The sequence below is a fragment of the Natrinema marinum genome (assembly GCF_024296685.1).
GTDB lineage: Archaea > Halobacteriota > Halobacteria > Halobacteriales > Natrialbaceae > Natrinema > Natrinema marinum.
The window spans coordinates 915,384-931,638 of sequence record NZ_CP100763.1; the positions used below are offsets into that span (position 1 = coordinate 915,384).

Annotated in this window: 17 protein-coding genes and 1 rRNA gene; 8 read left to right on the forward strand and 10 right to left on the reverse strand. The window is 65.0% G+C overall.

The window, feature by feature from the left end; all coding sequences use genetic code 11:
* Nucleotides 1-76: 76 nt before the first annotated feature.
* From rrf to NKH51_RS04565, 3 genes are all read left to right on the forward strand, one after another.
* Nucleotides 77-198, forward strand: a 5S ribosomal RNA gene (gene rrf / locus NKH51_RS04560).
* Between the two features lie 172 nt (nt 199-370).
* Nucleotides 371-787, forward strand: coding sequence for a DUF7344 domain-containing protein (locus NKH51_RS18885; protein WP_425606687.1), 417 nt, complete (start codon nt 371-373; stop codon nt 785-787).
* Between the two features lie 603 nt (nt 788-1,390).
* Nucleotides 1,391-2,188: an enoyl-CoA hydratase/isomerase family protein gene (locus NKH51_RS04565; RefSeq protein WP_254764066.1), complete on the forward strand. Its 798-nt coding sequence runs from the start codon at nt 1,391-1,393 to the stop codon at nt 2,186-2,188.
* Nucleotides 2,189-2,329: 141 nt separating this feature from the next.
* Here the strand turns inward: NKH51_RS04565 and NKH51_RS04570 are convergent, their stop codons facing one another.
* Nucleotides 2,330-3,619: an MFS transporter gene (locus NKH51_RS04570; RefSeq protein ID WP_254764067.1), complete on the reverse strand. Its 1,290-nt coding sequence runs from the start codon at nt 3,617-3,619 to the stop codon at nt 2,330-2,332.
* A 78-nt stretch (nt 3,620-3,697) separates the two neighbouring features.
* The gene (gene coxB / locus NKH51_RS04575) at nt 3,698-4,468 is read right to left on the reverse strand and encodes a cytochrome c oxidase subunit II (protein WP_254764068.1); all 771 of its coding nucleotides are present in this window, start codon (nt 4,466-4,468) and stop codon (nt 3,698-3,700) included.
* Between the two features lie 219 nt (nt 4,469-4,687).
* On the opposite strand from coxB, the gene NKH51_RS04580 reads away from it, so the two are divergent.
* A complete protein-coding gene (locus tag NKH51_RS04580) occupies nt 4,688-6,970 on the forward strand; it encodes a DUF6789 family protein (RefSeq protein WP_254764069.1) in 2,283 nt (760 codons plus the stop codon).
* Between the two features lie 2 nt (nt 6,971-6,972).
* Nucleotides 6,973-7,530 carry a DUF7979 domain-containing protein gene (locus tag NKH51_RS04585; protein ID WP_254764070.1) on the forward strand — a complete coding sequence of 186 codons (558 nt, stop codon included), beginning with the start codon at nt 6,973-6,975 and terminating at the stop codon, nt 7,528-7,530.
* 181 nt (nt 7,531-7,711) lie between these two features.
* On the opposite strand, the gene NKH51_RS04590 is transcribed toward NKH51_RS04585, so the two are convergent.
* Both NKH51_RS04590 and NKH51_RS04595 read right to left on the reverse strand, forming a co-directional pair.
* Nucleotides 7,712-8,623 (reverse strand): cytochrome c oxidase subunit 3, encoded by a 912-nt coding sequence (locus NKH51_RS04590; RefSeq protein ID WP_254764071.1) that lies wholly within the window; start codon nt 8,621-8,623, stop codon nt 7,712-7,714.
* Nucleotides 8,624-8,694: 71 nt separating this feature from the next.
* Complete coding sequence (locus NKH51_RS04595) at nt 8,695-10,086, reverse strand: NAD(P)/FAD-dependent oxidoreductase (protein WP_254764072.1); 1,392 nt, start codon at nt 10,084-10,086, stop codon at nt 8,695-8,697.
* A gap of 164 nt (nt 10,087-10,250) precedes the next feature.
* Here NKH51_RS04595 and NKH51_RS04600 point away from each other — a divergent pair, with 164 nt between their 5' ends.
* Both NKH51_RS04600 and NKH51_RS04605 read left to right on the forward strand, forming a co-directional pair.
* Nucleotides 10,251-11,225, forward strand: a complete 975-nt coding sequence (locus NKH51_RS04600) for a D-2-hydroxyacid dehydrogenase (RefSeq protein WP_254764073.1) — start codon at nt 10,251-10,253, stop codon at nt 11,223-11,225.
* Nucleotides 11,226-11,312: 87 nt separating this feature from the next.
* Nucleotides 11,313-11,744, forward strand: a complete 432-nt coding sequence (locus NKH51_RS04605) for a universal stress protein (RefSeq protein WP_254764074.1) — start codon at nt 11,313-11,315, stop codon at nt 11,742-11,744.
* A gap of 24 nt (nt 11,745-11,768) precedes the next feature.
* Here the strand turns inward: NKH51_RS04605 and NKH51_RS04610 are convergent, their stop codons facing one another.
* The 3 genes from NKH51_RS04610 to asd all read right to left on the reverse strand — a co-directional run bounded on the left by NKH51_RS04610 (nt 11,769) and on the right by asd (nt 13,902).
* Nucleotides 11,769-12,077: a HalOD1 output domain-containing protein gene (locus NKH51_RS04610; RefSeq protein WP_254764075.1), complete on the reverse strand. Its 309-nt coding sequence runs from the start codon at nt 12,075-12,077 to the stop codon at nt 11,769-11,771.
* A 53-nt stretch (nt 12,078-12,130) separates the two neighbouring features.
* Nucleotides 12,131-12,775 (reverse strand): helix-turn-helix domain-containing protein, encoded by a 645-nt coding sequence (locus NKH51_RS04615; protein ID WP_254764076.1) that lies wholly within the window; start codon nt 12,773-12,775, stop codon nt 12,131-12,133.
* Between the two features lie 92 nt (nt 12,776-12,867).
* Nucleotides 12,868-13,902, reverse strand: coding sequence for an aspartate-semialdehyde dehydrogenase (gene asd / locus NKH51_RS04620; RefSeq protein WP_254764077.1), 1,035 nt, complete (start codon nt 13,900-13,902; stop codon nt 12,868-12,870).
* 186 nt (nt 13,903-14,088) lie between these two features.
* Here asd and NKH51_RS04625 point away from each other — a divergent pair, with 186 nt between their 5' ends.
* Complete coding sequence (locus tag NKH51_RS04625) at nt 14,089-14,346, forward strand: hypothetical protein (RefSeq protein ID WP_425606688.1); 258 nt, start codon at nt 14,089-14,091, stop codon at nt 14,344-14,346.
* Nucleotides 14,347-14,494: 148 nt separating this feature from the next.
* Here NKH51_RS04625 and NKH51_RS04630 read toward each other — a convergent pair whose 3' ends face one another.
* The 3 genes from NKH51_RS04630 to NKH51_RS04640 all read right to left on the reverse strand — a co-directional run bounded on the left by NKH51_RS04630 (nt 14,495) and on the right by NKH51_RS04640 (nt 16,225).
* A complete protein-coding gene (locus tag NKH51_RS04630; RefSeq protein ID WP_254764079.1) occupies nt 14,495-14,686 on the reverse strand; it encodes a 30S ribosomal protein S17e in 192 nt (63 codons plus the stop codon).
* A gap of 85 nt (nt 14,687-14,771) precedes the next feature.
* Nucleotides 14,772-15,377, reverse strand: a complete 606-nt coding sequence (locus NKH51_RS04635; RefSeq protein ID WP_425606689.1) for a DUF447 domain-containing protein — start codon at nt 15,375-15,377, stop codon at nt 14,772-14,774.
* Complete coding sequence (locus NKH51_RS04640) at nt 15,374-16,225, reverse strand: triphosphoribosyl-dephospho-CoA synthase (RefSeq protein ID WP_254764080.1); 852 nt, start codon at nt 16,223-16,225, stop codon at nt 15,374-15,376. Before NKH51_RS04640 ends, NKH51_RS04635 begins: the two co-directional genes overlap by 4 nt.
* Nucleotides 16,226-16,255: the final 30 nt, after the last annotated feature.

Consider the following 16,255-nt stretch of genomic DNA (forward strand, 5'->3'; position numbering starts at 1 on the left):
AACTGGACTACACGTACATGACGGTCAGACACCACCGATATTGGCATGATCGCGGTTCGATTCCGTGAATCGGCGTTAAGGCGGCCACAGCGGCGAGGTTCCTCCCGTACCCATCCCGAACACGGAAGATAAGCTCGCCTGCGTTTCGGTCAGTACTGGAGTGCGCGAGCCTCTGGGAAATCTGATTCGCCGCCGACCACTCATACTTCATTTCAAGCCTCACAGCGTCGCGGTTAGCGCTGTGGGGCTTTTTGCAGTTTTATACAGCTGCAGCTCAAGCTCGGTGAATCGGTTCACGGTTTGCTTCCACAATCGACAACCAAATATTTTTGGAGCCGAGCTTATCCTGTTATCTCTGAAAAAGTAAAACATGGATACAGAGGTAGACCCGTCCGATCTCGACGTTATCTATGGATTACTGTCCGATTCGGACCGACGATACGTTCTGTATTACTTCCTCGAGAACGAACGGAGCACTATCGACCGAATAGCGCTGGAACTCGCTGGGTGGAAAACCGATGCCCCCCTCGAGTCTGTCTCCGACGACGAGAAAGAGACGGTTTCGATGGCGCTGCGCCACAATCATCTCCCACGTTTGTCCGATCACGGGCTCGTTACCTTCGATCAGCGAAGCGGGGATGTCGCCGTCGGGACAGAGTTCGACAGTGTTCGCTCGACCGTCAAGCGTGCGCGAGAGGAGGAGACACCCGATTCGGTCACCAACGGCGCTGCTGAGTCGTTTCTGTCTCGGCATCCGGTACCGGAATCGACCGGCGAGGATCACTGAGACGGAGTAGGACGGACGATCGTCGATAGGCAGTAGCGGTGTAGTTCTAAATCCCGTCAGGACGGGCCGAGAGCCGATAGGCTTCTGGAGAGAACTATCGCCCGGAACACTAACGTCCAGCCTCATCCCGTGGCGGCGTGCCGCGTCGGCTGGCTAACCCTCGTGCCGGGCGGAGGAACGTCGCGTTCCCCGGTACTGCTGTCGCGTGCCCGGGTTCGCCGTGCTGTCATCGCACCCGAATGGGTGAGCTCGGACGGGGACTAAAGGCACGCGATCTGCCTACGTGCGTCGATCGTTTAACTCTTCTACTCTTCCGCGGCGCTGGGTCACGTGTTCGGACGACACGATATTCACGGATACCGTCAGATGGGGCGAGAGTGGTGAGTGCACAGAGAGTTACCGCAGTGGTGCGCTTCTCGCTCGAGCACGTGTCGCTGCCCGGCTCCGCGTACGAACCGGAGGTCCCGCCGAACTGTCGAGTCCGACGGAGCAACCGTCAAGCGATGTCGACATCCGGTGATGGCAATGGTGTCGACGCCGTGACCGGTTCGATCGATGGAACTGTACGAGTCGACGGTGACATTTCCCAGCGAGGGACAATCGATGATCGAGATTGACGCACCACTGCGAGTCGAACGGACTGACGATCACGTCGCCCGCGTCACGTACGAGCGACCCGACGCGATGAACGCGTACAACGAAGCCCTGCTTCGAGGGGCGGTCGACGCGTTCGAACGGCTGGACGATCGCGATGAGGTCCGCGCGATCGTCCTCACGGGGGCCGGCGACGCGTTCTGTGCCGGCGTCGACCTAAACGACATGCCGCTGACTCCGGAGATGGACTTCGCCGAGTACGAGACGGGGCTGGGGCTGTTCCAGAACGTCGTCCGAACGATCCGCGGGATCGATACGCCGGTCATCGCGGCGGTCAACGGCTACGCGCTCGGGGCCGGCTGTGACACCGCGCTGGCCTGTGATTTCCGCATCGTCAGCGACGAGGCCGTCATCGGCGAGACGTTCATCGACGTGGGGTTCGTTCCCGGCGACGGCGGCGCGTTCCTCCTACCGCGACTGATCGGCGAGGAGCGCGCGAAGGAACTCATCTTCACCGGCCGGAAACTCGCCGGCGAGGAGATCGTCGAGTGGGGCCTCGCACGTGAACAGGTCCCCGCGGACGACCTGCTCGAGGCGGCCGCGGCGTTCGCAGACGAGTTGGCCGGCCGGCCGCCGGTCGCGCTTGCCCAGAGTAAACGCCTCGTCAACGAGAGCTTCGACTCGGACCTCGAGCGCGCGCTCGAGGACGCCACCCGCGCACAGCGGATCTGCTCGCAGACGGCCGACCACGAGGAAGCGGTCGCCGCCTTTCAGGAGGACCGCGAACCGGAGTTCGAGGGACACTAGTATGATTTCCGGTCAGCGATCGGGTCAGCCGTGACCGATGCCTGTCCCGCTCTCGAGTGCGGGGCGTGATCGTCAACGCCGTCGGGCTGTCGCGCGGTGATTCAGGAACGGTAAGTCGACCCGGATGCGTTCCGGGAGCGTCTAGTCGCTATCCAACTCCGCGGTACTCGAGTGCGCGCCGGCAGAACTGCTGGCGAGCAACGAGTAGCTGAGCGTGGCTGCGAGGAGCGCGAACCCGGCGAGGGTCGCGAACATCACGAACACACTGAAGGTTTCGTAAATGATTCCAGTGATGGCAGCGCCGAGGGCTCCGATTCCGAACGTCCCAACGTACGTGAAGCCGTACGAGAGGCCACGAGCGTCCGCCGGGGAGTAGCGCGCGATCGTCGCCTGGTAGAGCGGCTGGAGCATAAAGAGGAGAAAGCCGAGCACCGCACTGACCGCCACGAGCGATGCGATACCGGCCCGCGCCGCGGGGATGAACGCGAGAGCGGTAATCGAAAGCGATGCCAGCACGACCATGAGGCCCCGTTCGGTTGCCACTCGTTCGGTGAGTCTCCCCCCGACGTACTGACCACCGATGCCGACCACCAGGAGTCCCGTATAGAGGAACCGCGACGGTTCGAACTCGTCTGCCATCGGGGAGTTCGGATCGAACACCTGCAAACCGCCGACGACGGGCTCGAGAAACGTGGTGAGTATCTCGGGCAGCATCGTCAGCGTCCCGCGGTAGAAGAGCCCGTTGAGCATGACGATCGCGAAGACGACGCTGAACCCGGTGGCGAACAGCGCTTTCGAACCCGCCCACAGTTCCGCCGGCGAGGTCGCCGGCGTCCCGTCGGTCGAATCGGCCTCGCCCCGTCGGTCTCTCGTCCCCGCGGTTTCGTCGAACCGAGCGCGAAGCGCGTACAGCGCGACGAGGAGCGCGGGCATCGCCAGGAAGGCGGTGACGAGCCGCCAGTCGACGACGAGCAAGAGCAGTGCGGTCACGAGCGGGCCGAGTGCGATGCCGGCGTTTCCCGCCATGCCGTGGTACGCGAACGCGGTTCCGCGATCGACGACACCGGTGCTGATCAACGAGAGACCGGCCGGATGGTAGATGCTCGCGGCGATCCCCCAACAGACCAAGCCGAGGACGAGGATGGGGAGGCTCGGCGCGACGCTCAAGACGAGAAACGACGCGCCCATGCCGACGAGACAGCAGACGATGAGCGGGCGCGAGCCGTAGATGTCTGCGAGGACGCCGGACGGGAGGGCCCCCAGCCCGAACATCGCGTAGCCGGCGGAGACCACGACGGCGAGAAAGCCGATCGAAATCGAGAACTCGGCCGTCCACAGCAACATGAGAATCGGGATCGAGAGTTCGTACGTGTGTACCATCGCGTGGGAGAGCATCGCGAAACTCACGATGGCACGATCGTTCGAGTCCATAGCACTGCTCGACGGTTCGATGCCGGGCGGATAAAAGCCGTTTCTTCCGATCCGGCTACGGAGTCTCGGTTCCGGACGTTATTCGGGTTGGGGCGTCTCGGTGACGGTACCCTCGTTCTCCGCGAGCCACTGCTCGTAGGCGTCGGGCTCGAGGACGACGAGTTCGGCGTCCATCCACGAGTGGCCGGAGCCACAGAATTCGGCGCAGACGACGTTGTACCGGCCGGGTTCGTAGGCGACGGTCCGGGCGCGGGTGTAGCGGCCGGGGAAGGCGTCCTGCTTGATCGCGAGGTCCGGAACGAACAACGAGTGGATGACGTCTTCGCTCGTGAGCCAGATGGTCACGCTCTCGTTGGCCGGAATGACGATCTCGTCTTCGGTCGTCACGTTCGTCCCGGGGTAGCTGGCTTGCCACTCCCACTGGTAGCCGGTGACGTAGACCTCCTCGTCGCCGGTGTCGGGGAGGTCCGCGAACGAATCGAACCCCTGCTGACTGCGATCGATGTCGGCCGACTGTGAGGGCGAGACGTAGGGACTGACGAGGACGGTGTAGCCGGAGAGGCCGACGAACAGCAGGATGATCGCCGTCGCGGCGGTCCAGGTAATCTCGAGGGCGGGGTCCTCGGTGGTCGGCTGCGGGTCGTCGTTGTCGTGGAATTTGACGGCCGCGTAGACTAGAATGAGCAGGACGAACAGAGTAAGGGGAAGCGCGACGTAGAGCAACTGATACTCGAGGTCGTCGATGAGTTCTCGGTTCACCGACTGTGCGGCGACGGAGCCGGATAGCGCGAGGAGACTCAGGAGGGCTGTGAGAGTGAGCGTCTCGATCGTGCGTCGACGGCGACCCATTGGCGGGGGTTCGAGGGCCGCGCTGATATACGGCAGCCATTGATCGTTGAACTGTCACGAGTACGTATCGGTTCTAGGGGCCGTATTCTACGGGCAGACGTGTCGAGGACGATGACAATCTGTATGTTGTCAGTTCATATTTATTTGGGGCGGTGATGAGTCCACCGCTATGCACGGCGGCGAGCGGTGCGGTCGATCGATCGGAGGTGGCGGGTGACGATGAACCGCGCCCTCGTGGAGGTATCGTTGTTCGGTGTCGTCGCCATCAGTTGCCTGCTGACGGTGGTACTCGCGCGGCGATTGCGTGCTGAGCCGTCGCCGGATGGCGGATATGCCGTCGGTCGCGACCGTCGATTTACGCTCGCCGACGCCAGGGCGGCCGCGGTTCGCTGGACGACGACGACGAATCACCGAGAAATCGGGCTGCTCTACATCGCGTTCGGGACCGTCGCGGCGCTATGGGGCGGGATCGACGCGATGATGATGCGGACGCATCTGCTGACGCCAGAGGCGAACCTCTGGACGGAACAGACGTACAACGAACTCTTCACGATGCACGGGCTGACGATGCTGATTTTCTTCGTTACGCCGGTGTTTTTCGGGATCGGGAACTACTTCCTCCCGCTGTTGATCGGGGCCGACGATATGGCGTTTCCGCGGCTCAACGCCGTCGGCTTCTGGATGCTGCCGCCCTCGCTCTTGCTCGCCCGTCTGGGAATCGTCGCCGAGGTAACGGGCAAGGTACTCGCGCTGGTGGTTCCGGCCGACCTGTTGACCGCGCTGTTCGCGTTGCGCGAGCCGGCGATCGGCTGGTACCTCTATCCGCCGCTGTCACTGGCTCCGAATCCGCAGACGAATTTCCTCCTGCTCGGACTCCACTTGAGTGGCATCGCTACCACGATCGGTGCGCTCAACTTCATCACGACGGTGATCTACGAGCGCGACGAGTCGATCGGCTGGGCGAACCTCGACATCTTCTCGTGGAACATGCTCGTCACCAGCGCGATCGTCATCTTTGCGTTCCCGCTGCTCGGGACCGCTGTGCTCATGTTGTTGTTCGACCGGAACTTCGGGACGACGTTTTTCGCAGTCGAGGGCGGTGGCCCGATCCTCTGGCAGCACCTCTTTTGGTTCTGGGGTCATCCGGAGGTGTACATCATTTTCTTGCCCGCGACGGGCCTGATGAGTCTGATCTTGCCGAAGTTCGTTGGCCGCAAGCTGTTCGGGTTCAAGTTCATCGTCTACTCGACGATCGCGATCGGCGTCCTCTCGTTCAGCGTCTGGGCCCACCACATGTTCGTGACCGGCGTCGACCCGCGCGTCCGAGCGAGTTTCATGGCGACGTCGGTGGCCATCGCCGTTCCGAGCGCGATCAAAGTGTTCAACTGGATCACCACGATGTGGAACGGCGACGTTCGACTCGCCGCGCCGACGATCCTCTGTGTCGGTTCGATCGGCCTGTTCATCGTCGGCGGCGTCACCGGCATCTTCCTCGCGGTGATCCCCGTCGACATCATGTACCACGGGACCTACTACGTCGTCGGCCACTTCCACCTCATCCTCATGGGGATCATCCCCCTGATGATGTTCGCCGCGAGTTACTACTGGTATCCGCTGCTCACCGGCCGGATGTACGACCGCCGGCTCGCGCTCTTTCAGTCGTCGCTGCTGGTGGCCGGTTCCGCGCTGACGTTCATGACGCTGATGGCGCTCGGGTTCCTCGAGCTGCCCCGTCGCTGGGCGACTTATCCGCCGCGATACTCGGCGTTGCAAGTGGTCGCGACCGTCGGGGCGTTCATCATCGGCATCAGCGTTCTGATGTGGCTGTACAACATGCTCTGGTCGTACTTTCAGGGGGCGCCGGTCGAGACCGCGGATCCCTGGGACCTCAAAGCGACCCAGCAGTTCACGCCGGAGTGGCAGTGGTTCGAAGACCGCCTCGAGCGCGAACGCGGCATCCCGCCGAGCGAACCCGAGGAGGTTCGGCCGTCGTACGTGCCCGCACGTGACGAGCGGCCGCCGTCGCTCTCCGGCCGGATCGTGCCGGTCGCCCGCACCGTCGCGAACGATGCGGGCGCGGGCGCGACCGGTGGCTTCGTCGGGACGATGCTCATGTCGGGCGTCCTCTTCGCGGCAGTGATTTTGGGCGCGTTCGACCTCGCGTCGTTCGCGAACCTCGCGACGCTCGTCGGGCTCCCCGCGAGCGTCGCACTCGGTTACGGCCTCTTCCTCGTCGGCGGGATGACGGTCTGGGCGTTGCTGTTCCTCTCGCTGGGCGAGTACCTGCCGGGTGAACTCACCCTCGTTACGGGGCTGTGGTACGCGACCGTCATCGCCTCCGGGTTCGCCATCGCCTTTTACACGGGTCAATCCGGCCTCGAGTTGGTTGCGTACCTCGTTTTCGTCTTGCTTGCTCACTGGCTCTACGGGCTGGGACTTGCGGGAACGATCGCGTATCTCGGTGGCCGGCAACGCCGTCGATCAATGGGGGAGACCGAGTAGCGATGAGTGCTGACGATGCGCCTTCTGTGGACGACACGAGTCCAAGCGAACCGACGACCGACTCGGAATCGTTTTTGTTGACTTACATCGCGCCGTTTCTCGGCGTCCTCCTGATCGCCGTCGGGCTTCCGCTGACGATCGTCGGCGGTTATGTCGTCATTCAGAACAGTGCTGGACTCTGTGGTTCCCCCTCGATTACGGCGACACCTGTCGACGAGTATGGCGACTTTCCGGCGACAGTCGAGGAACTCCCCGCGGAGCAACTCACGGCTGCCGAGCGGCGTGCCCTCGAGGAAGCCCTCGAGAGCCCGCTCCGGGAGGGAACCATTGCTGGCGACATGGCAAACAGGGAGGCGTTGTTCGATGGCGTAGTCATCTCGTATGAAGGCCAACGGTACTACGTCCGGATTACGTCTCGCAACTCCTGTCTCACGGCAGAACCGTTGTTGTTTCCGATTGGCGGAATCGCGATTCTCGTGGGGATCGCCGGCGTGTTGACGCCACCGATCTATCGGAAGATGGCTGGTTTCGAAGAGCGGATACGAGGTGACCAACAGTGAACCGTCGCTGAGTCACACAAAGGCCGCTGACCGAGCCCATCTTCGCTGGCCGCGTGAGTCGCCCAGCGGATCGAGACACTGTTCTAGAATGGTGACGCGCCGGCGTTGTGCAGTTTCGAGCGCGATCTAGAGTTCGACCAGCGACTGTGACACGGTGGACGGGCGGTACGAGTCACAGTCATCACACCGTCGCGCCGATATAAAGGGCGGCGACGAGAAAAAGCCATACCGCATCGACGAAGTGCCAGTACAGCGAGACGGTCGTGATGGATGTATCACGGTCGGGACCGTACTGGCCTCGACCCCCCCGCCAGCAGAGAACGGCGATTCCGCCGACGCCGAGCGTAACGTGAAGTCCGTGGAGACCGGTCAGTCCATAGAAGGCGCTCCCGAAGATTCCGGTCGTGAGGGAAAACCCCTCCATAGCGATGAACTCGTAGTACTCGTAGGCTTGACCGGCGAGGAAGACGATTCCGAGCGCGAGTGTCGCACCGAGCAGGCCGAGAAAACGCTGCCGGTTGTCGTCCTCGAGCGCCTCGTGTGCGAAATGAAAGGTGACGCTGCTGGCGACCAAGAGTACGGTGTTGATCACGACGAGTGACCCCAAAAGCGGCGGCAGCTCATCGATCGGCCACGTTCCCACTCTGATGAAGAAATAGTAGATAAACAGCGCACTGAACGTCGCGACATCGGTCACGAGAAAGAGCACCGTCGTCGAAACGTACGACTGACGGGAGTTTGTGTCCCCCTGCATGTCGCGGGCCGGTGCCAGAAACGCCTGCTCGAGCCAGCCCGCGACGCCGGCCAACAGGACGATCGTCCCGACGACGGCGAGCGCGAGGCCGATCACCGGCGGGACGATGTCGGTCGTCCGTCCGAAGATGAAGATTCCGACCCCGGCGTAAAGTCCGCCGGCCCCCGCGGCGGCGATCAGCGGCCAGCGACTCCGGTGGTGGTCGTGATCGTCGTGATCGCCTTGCCCGCGGTGGTCGCCGTACTCTTCGGGTGCCTGTCCCTCGGGAACTCGGTGGCTCGCACCGTCCGTCCGAGGGTCGCGCTCGCCGGACGGTCCCCCGGATACGCCAGCGTCCATACACCCGGTCCTACGTCGAGCGGGAAAAAGGATCGCCGCTCAAGCGCGGTTAGGGAGCCGCTACACCCCAGTCAGTAGAAATACTCGTCTTCCGAGAGTTGGACGTAGCGCCCGTCGCGGTACCTGTACTTCTGGCGTTTGTACATCGCGAAGATTTTCGCGGCGTCGATGCCGGCGGTGTAGCGCCGGTTGATCAGGACGTTGTCGGTGCCGTTTCCCTGCATATCGTTGATGGTGTCGAACGCCCAGTCCCAGTCGTCGGGGCCGTAGTCCTCGACGATGTCCGCGAAGGCGACGTTGCGCAGGATCTCGTCGCCGATCGCGTCCTTCCAGAGTCGGTTGTAGTTCTCGAGCGAGTCGGTTCCAACGAGACGGCCGGCGATCTTGCCGGTGCGGACGGCGACGTGGTAGCCGCCCTCGTGGAACGCCGAGGTGGTGCCCATCGCGCCGCCGGCGACGGCGATGTTCGCGCCGACCGGCGAGTCGATCGGCCGCGTCGAGGAGATCGGATACGTTTCGGTCCCCTTGGACTTCCCGCGGTCCTCGACGCGCGGGATGTCCTCCTCGATGTCGTACTCGTCGCCGTACTCCTGCTCGAGCAGGCGGCGGATGTACTCCGCGCCCGACGGGATTTTGTCGTCGTCCGGCCGCAAGAGCTTGTAGCCGCCGGGGTTGTCGACGTCTTCGAGGTCCATCCCGATGGGCATCGTCAGTCCAACGCGGGCGACCGTGCCGTCGTTCGGGAAGATCCACGGGTAGGCGGTCTCGCCGGGCATGTACCCCCACCAGAACTTGAGGGTGTCCTCGAACTCCGCGAACAGCTCCGGCGGGAACTCCCGATACTCCTGATAGGCGATGTGGTTTGCTTCCGGCGGCGAGAGGTAGTCGGAGACGCTCCGGCCGGGCGCGGTGAACTGATCGAGCGCCCCGAGCGTGATTCGGCGCTGGGGGCCGTCCGCGAGGACGACGTACTGCGCCTCGAGTTCGTCACCGTTCGAGAGTGTCAGGGTGTGGGTCGGCCCCTTCGCACTCGCCGATCGGAGGTCTGTCTCGAGGTCCTTGACACCGGTGCCGACGCGCAGATCGGCGCCCGCGTCGGCCGCGCGCTCGTGAAGCCAGTCGTCCATGCGCGCTCGGTGGAAGGTGTAGCCGAACTTCGGATAGCTAGCCTCGATTCCCGTCGTCCGCATTTCGACGGCGCTGTTCGGTCCGATGAACTCCGTCCCCTCGAGTTCGCGGAGGACGACGTCGTCGGGAATCTCCCGATAGTCGAACTCCATGAGGTCGATCCAGTAGTCGAGCATTCCGGCGGCGTCGGTCGAGTCCGGCCCCAGCCCCTCGCGGTCCTCTCGAGGCACCCCCTGTTCGAAGAGGACCGTCTCGGCACCGTGCGCGGCGGCCTGTTCGGCCGCGGACGCGCCTGCGGGGCCACCGCCGACGATCGCGACGTCTACGCGTTCCATACGGCAGTGAGACTCATTGAGCCATTATAAAAACTGCGAGGCGATTTTCCGGCAACCAGGTGGTTCCGCTCGAGCGACCGGTTCGACTCCGTTGTGTCGCCTCCCCGAGCGGGCCGAGTGCCGCGAGACGAACGCTTTTGAGCGCGCTGGACGACGCCACGGACATGAGCGACGCCGACGCGCCGGACGTGCTCGTCCTCCGGAAGGGGACCCATGGAACGCCGATCGAACAGTACGCCGACGCGATCCGCGATCGCCTCCCCGATCACACCGTTGCACTCGCGCGGACGCCCGCCGAGGAGCACGCGGCGATCCGAGACGCGACGTTCGTCACGGGCATGACCCTCGAAGACGACCTCCTTGAGAACGCCGAGAACCTCGCGGTCTTCGCGTGTGCCTACGCGGGGACCGGCCACCTCCCGCTCGCGAAACTCGACGAGCGCAGCGTGGCGGTGACCAACGCGTCGGGCGTTCACGGTCCGAACATCGGGGAACACGTGCTCGGCGCGATCCTCCGTTTCACGCGCCGCTTTCACGTCGGCGCGCGCCGCCAGCGCCGCCGCGAGTGGCGCCACTACAAGGCTCACGAGCTACAGGGGTCGACGGTCACCGTCGTCGGCCTGGGCGCGATCGGGCGGGCGGTCTGTGAGCGCCTCGAGCCCTTCGGCGTCGAGACGATCGGCGTGCGCTACACGCCCGCAAAGGGCGGACCGACGGACGAGGTCGTCGGCTTCGACGGCGAAGAGTTCGACGACGCGCTCGCGCGGACGGACTATCTCGTGCTCGCGTGTCCGCTGACCGAAACCACTCGCGGACTGATCGATCGCGACGCGTTCGTCACGATGGACCCCGAGTCGGTGGTGGTCAACGTCGCCCGCGGCCCGGTCGTCGACACCGACGCACTCGTCGAGGCGCTGCGCTCGAACTGGATCCGCGGCGCGTCGCTGGACGTGACCGACCCCGAACCGCTACCCGAAGCGCACCCGCTCTGGACGCTCGAGAACGTCCAGATAACGCCCCACAACGCCGGCCACACGCCGCAGTACTACGACCGGCTGGCGGACATCGTCGCCGAAAACCGCCGCCGGTTCGACGACGAGGGTGCCGACGCGGCGCTTCGGAATCAGGTATCGTTCTGATCGCCCCCACTGCGGGCGGTCTCCGCTCGCTCGAACAGCCCGAGGCGTCCGACGCACCTTTTTGATCCCGTGTACCGAACTGCGCGTATGACGCTCTCCTTCGACGGGACTGTCCTCGTCCCCGTCGCGGACCCGGACGACGGTGAAGAGACCGCGGCGGCGCTCGCGCCGTACCTCTCGCCCTCGAGTACGGTGCTCGTCGTCAACGTGATCGAGAAAGCCGGCGGTGCGCCCGACAAAGCATCGGTCGAACAGCGCGAGGAGTACGCCCGCGAGATCTTCGAGCGCGCACGCGGGCCCCTCGAGGACCGCGCGGGATCGGTCGAGACGGCGATCCTGTTCGGGACCGACGTCGCCGAGACGATCCTCGAAGCGGCGATCGAACGCGACGTCGACGCCGTGGTCTTCGAGCCCCGCAAGGGGAATCGGTTCGTGGAACTGCTGACCGGCGACGTGGCGCGTCGACTCGTCAGAGAGGCGTCGGTTCCCGTGGTCGCACTGCCGCGGACCGGCGAGTAACCGCTGACCGTCCTCGAGCGGTCGTTACGCTTGCTCGGCGAGTTCGACGCGACCCGTCTCGTCGACCGTGACTCTGTAGTCCCCGTATTCGAACGTGACGCTGCCGACGGCAGGGCTCGGTCCCCCGCCGGACTGGAACAGCGAGTCCAGCGCCGACGGATCGATCACGTCGTACAGCGGCCCGAACTCGTCGGCGATCTCGAGCGTGTCCAGCCCGGACGCCGAGGCGATCGCCTCGACGACTGCTTCCGTGAGCGTCTGAGACGGGGCGGCCTGATAGATCTCACCTGCGCCCTGCGACCGCGACTCGTCAGTAGTGATTTCGGTTTCCATACCTCTCATAGCGGTGCGATGGGGGAAACGACTCCCCTTGGAGGGCCAACGGTTTAAGACGGGGTACGCTCTTCGAGCGTGCTCCGGAGCAGAGCGGCCTGACCGCGGCGAAGGCGAGCGGACAGCGCCTGATCCGAGATGTCCAGTTGCGCAGCGACTTCCGACAACGTCGTTTTCCGCGGTACGTCGAAGTATCCCGCCTCGAGGGCGACCAGCAGTGCCTCTCGTTGTCTGTCGGTGACGCCGTACCGATCGCCGGACCGATCCGATTCGTCGAAGATGCGGTCGATCCGAAACGGGATCTCTCGCTCTCGACAGGCGTCACGGTAGGCGAACAGCGCTTCTCGCGTCGGAATGCGCGCGCGGATTCTCGTATTCCCCGTGACGGTGATCTCCAGATACGAGATGTCGTACTCCACCGCGATCGGATAGGTCAGCTTCCCGTCTCCGTACTCCGATAACGTACCGCTGTAGAGCCGACGGTCCGCGTGGTCCTCGAGGAGGGAACACTGACGGACGGTCTCGTCGTCGTCCAGTGCGATGTCGATGGCGTCCGGGTCCGCCCCGTAGACCCAGAAGATGAACTTCGTCTCGCCGGTCGCGGTCCGGAAGATCTCCTCGACGTCGATCCGCGAGGCAGCCTCGGCCGTCCGTTGGAGGATCGGCGTCGTGATCTCGAACTCGGCGATGAGGACCATACACGCTCTCCGTCCACCTACCACGCGAACGATTGTTATAGTATGGCACGCTCGCGGACGGGACCGACGTCGCGGAAAAGCGGTTCGCGCCGTTAGAGGTAGCCGTTCTCGAGGAGCAGTTCGCCGTTGAGGACGCTCGCGCCGGCGGCACCGCGGATCGTGTTGTGGGCCAGACAGTTGTACTGCAGGCCGAAGGGGGTCTCCTGGAGGCCGCCCGCGGCGACCGCCATTCCGTCGCCGAGCGTTCGGTCCATCCGCGGCTGCGGGCGGTCGGGCTCGTCGAAGACGTGGATCAGCGGTTCCGGCGAGGAGCGCAGGTCGAGCGAGGGGTACTCGCGCATAGCCTCGGCGGCCTCGTCGGGAGTCAGTTCCTCCTCGGTCTCGACCCAGACGTTCTCGAGGTGGCCGTCGATCGTCGGGATGCGGTTACAGGAGGCCGAGACCGACATGCCGTTGTGCGAGAGTTCGGCGCCGTCGAAGTCGCCGAGCAGTTTTCGGGATTCGGTCTCGAGCTTGTCTTCCTCACTACCGATGTAGGGGATGGCGTTGTCGATGATCTCCATCGAGGAGACGCCGTCGTAGCCCGCGCCGGAGACGGCCTGCAACGTCGAGACGTGGACCTTCTCGAGGCCGTACTCTGCCAGCGCCGCGAGCGTGGGAACGAAGGTGATCGTCGAGCAGTTGGGGTTTTTGACCATCGCGCCATCCCAGCCGCGCTCGTCGCGCTGGACCTCGAGTAAGTCGAGGTGATCGGGGTTGACCTCCGGGATCACGAGGGGGATGTCGTCGTCCATCCGGCCGTTCGAGGAGTTCGAAGAGACGACGTAGCCCGCCTCACAGAACGGCGGCTCGACCTCCGCGCCGACGCTCGAGGGAAGCGACGAGAACAGGAGATCGACATCGTCGGGCACTTCGTCGGGGTCGGTCGCCGTGACGGTGGTGTCGGCGACGTCGTCCGGGATGGGGCTGTCGACGCGCCACTTGGCGGCCTGTCGATACGTCTTGCCGGCGCTCGAACCGCTCGCGGTCAGCGCTGCGATCTCGAAGTCCGGGTGAGGATCGAGCAGCTGAATCAGTCGCTGTCCGACTGCGCCGGTCGCACCGAGTACGCCTACTCGTACTGCCATTTTCCGCACCTCCGAGTCGTGTCCGCAAAACCGTTTGGGTTTTCGGTAGCGCATGTCACTGCGCGGACGCTGCGGCCGAGCGGATCCAGCGCCCGGATAGAAGATATTAAGAAACGGGAGCGGCACCTAGCGACCGATGCACTACCGACAGGACCGACGCGAGGCCGCCGATAGGAGGTGGTCCCGATGACGAGTTCGACCACGAGTACGAGCGATCGGGGACTGCTCGAGACGCGATTCAGCATGGGTGCGACGGCCGTGGCGGGCGTCGCGGTGTTGCTGGCCCTCGCCTTCGGCTGGCTGGGGTACACCGACGGCGTGTTGCCGGTACTGGGCTACCAGATGAACATCCTATCCGGGATGGTCGGCATGCTGTTCCTGGCGGGCGTTGCGCTGGTCGCGTTCGTCGCCGCGTCCTACATGGAGCCCGGCCTCGGCGAGTAACGATCTTCTGCGTCGAACTGGCGGCCCGGCCGGCTCGTCCGCCGATCACAGACGGACCGATTCTCTCGGTATTCGAGACCGGAGACTACTGGCCAGCGCCGCGGCTCGTCGTGGCTCGAGACGACTATCGATGAAGCAGAATACCGACTTACGCAGGGACTTCGGCGCCTTTCTTCCGGGTCACGTAGCCCGCGATGCGGTTGCGCACGCCCTTGGAATCGACGTTGGTGAGCTTTTCGACGCTCTCTTTGTTCTGTTCGAAATCGGTCGTGAACGCCTCCGGGTACCGCTCTAAGAGGAGGGTCCCGGTCTTCTTGACGTAGGCCGGTTTGATTGCCATGTCGGTTCGTTCTCCGAGCGCGCCCTAAAGCCATTCGTTCTGGGGCGGCGACGGGTCGGCCTCGGCGAGGATCGACGCGTCGCGCTCACCACGTCGAGTGTTCGCGGACGCGCTCGAGCGCCTCACGTTCGCGCGGCCCGCCGGCGCGCTCGACGACCGCGGCGCAGTGGGCCAACCGGTTGCGGAGTTCGGCCTCGTCGTAATCGGCCACCTCGAGCCGGGAGGCGGCGACGGTCGCTTCGACGACGGCTCCGAACCCGCGGTCGATCGTCGGGACCGTCTCGCGAACGACCGCCGACTCGACGGGACGGAGCACCCACTCCTCCCAGTCGGTCTCGCCCTCGGTCCCCGCGTCGACTCGTTCGACGGCCACGCGCGCCCAGGCGGTCGCCGACTCGAGGACCGGGTCCTCGTCTTCGACGATCGAGAGCGCCGCGTCGGCGAAGACCACCGGGTCGTCGACGAACTGGACGTAGCCTTCGCCCTGCCGGTGGAAGTTTCGGCGGGTGCGGGTGTTGCCCCACGTCCGCGCGGTGACGGGGTCGCCGGCGTGTAGGCCGAGCGCGGCGGCGTTCCACAGCCCGTTCGGCCCCAGCGTGGTCACGACCGACTCGGTGACGCCGGACATCGAGACGGGCCACTCGGCGGCCCCCTCACGCCGCGTGTCGTCCGCTGTTCGGTCGCCGGTCACGGCTCGATCGCCCCGTGCTCGAGAGCGATGAACAGCCCGGCCGCGGTGATATCGGCCGTCGTTCCCGGGTTGAGTCCGCGGTCGACGAGGTCGTCCGCGAAGGCCTCGACGGCGTCCCGATCGGTCTCGAGGGCGTCGGCGTCGACCAGTTCCGCTGCGCGTTCGGTCACCGCTCGAGCGGCGCCCTCGCCGTGGCGCGTCGCGACGAGTGTGTCGGGTCGCTCCGCGAGCAGGGTGAGAAAGACCGACGCGGTCCGATCCGGGATCGGGCCGTCGGCGTCCGCGAGCCGCTCGGCCGCCGCGAACGACCGTTCGAATCCTCGGACCCACTCGCGGGCGACATCGTCGCCCGGGACTGATCGCTCCATGAGCTCGAGCAGCGTCAGTCCGCGCTCCTCGACGGCCGGCACCGCGTCCGAGCCGCGGCGCACGTCCAGCGCTTCCATCTCCGCGGGCGGGTCCCCCACCCCCACGTCGACGTGGTCGAACGCGCGATAGAACGCCGCCGCGTCGCCGACGGTCGTCTCGCGGACGACGGCCTCGGCGACGGGTTGGGAGAGCTCTTCACGAGTGGCTCGAACCAGCGGGACGAGCAACAACAGCGCCCCGAACTGCGTGTTGCCGCCCTGCTGCGTCGCCATCCCCGCCACGGCTCGCTCGAAGGCGGGTCCGACCGCCGCGCCGTCGGCTGCCAGTTCGAGCCCCTCGCGGGCACCCACCGCACCGGCGAGGAAGTGTTCGAACCGCAGCTCCGACAGGTCGCGGTGGCGGTCGACGTTACCCGGTTTCGGGGTGCCGGCGACCTCGAGCAGCAGCGCCAGTTCCGCGTTCGCGTCCGGCGATCGCATACCTCCCGCTGCGTGCCGGGACGGCTTAGG

Bases quoted from the DNA above. Each gene is read 5' to 3' on its own strand.
- NKH51_RS04640 (WP_254764080.1), bottom strand. From the start codon at position 16,225: ATGCGATCGCCGGACGCGAACGCGGAACTGGCGCTGCTGCTCGAGGTC.
- NKH51_RS04625 (WP_425606688.1), top strand. From the start codon at position 14,089: ATGACGAGTTCGACCACGAGTACGAGCGATCGGGGACTGCTCGAGACG.
- NKH51_RS04565 (WP_254764066.1), top strand. From the start codon at position 1,391: ATGATCGAGATTGACGCACCACTGCGAGTCGAACGGACTGACGATCAC.
- NKH51_RS04605 (WP_254764074.1), top strand. From the start codon at position 11,313: ATGACGCTCTCCTTCGACGGGACTGTCCTCGTCCCCGTCGCGGACCCG.
- NKH51_RS04580 (WP_254764069.1), top strand. From the start codon at position 4,688: ATGAACCGCGCCCTCGTGGAGGTATCGTTGTTCGGTGTCGTCGCCATC.
- NKH51_RS04610 (WP_254764075.1), bottom strand. From the start codon at position 12,077: ATGGAAACCGAAATCACTACTGACGAGTCGCGGTCGCAGGGCGCAGGT.
- NKH51_RS04595 (WP_254764072.1), bottom strand. From the start codon at position 10,086: ATGGAACGCGTAGACGTCGCGATCGTCGGCGGTGGCCCCGCAGGCGCG.
- asd (WP_254764077.1), bottom strand. From the start codon at position 13,902: ATGGCAGTACGAGTAGGCGTACTCGGTGCGACCGGCGCAGTCGGACAG.
- coxB (WP_254764068.1), bottom strand. From the start codon at position 4,468: ATGGGTCGCCGTCGACGCACGATCGAGACGCTCACTCTCACAGCCCTC.
- NKH51_RS04590 (WP_254764071.1), bottom strand. From the start codon at position 8,623: ATGGACGCTGGCGTATCCGGGGGACCGTCCGGCGAGCGCGACCCTCGG.
- NKH51_RS18885 (WP_425606687.1), top strand. From the start codon at position 371: ATGGATACAGAGGTAGACCCGTCCGATCTCGACGTTATCTATGGATTA.
- NKH51_RS04570 (WP_254764067.1), bottom strand. From the start codon at position 3,619: ATGGACTCGAACGATCGTGCCATCGTGAGTTTCGCGATGCTCTCCCAC.
- NKH51_RS04585 (WP_254764070.1), top strand. From the start codon at position 6,973: ATGAGTGCTGACGATGCGCCTTCTGTGGACGACACGAGTCCAAGCGAA.
- NKH51_RS04615 (WP_254764076.1), bottom strand. From the start codon at position 12,775: ATGGTCCTCATCGCCGAGTTCGAGATCACGACGCCGATCCTCCAACGG.
- NKH51_RS04600 (WP_254764073.1), top strand. From the start codon at position 10,251: ATGAGCGACGCCGACGCGCCGGACGTGCTCGTCCTCCGGAAGGGGACC.
- NKH51_RS04630 (WP_254764079.1), bottom strand. From the start codon at position 14,686: ATGGCAATCAAACCGGCCTACGTCAAGAAGACCGGGACCCTCCTCTTA.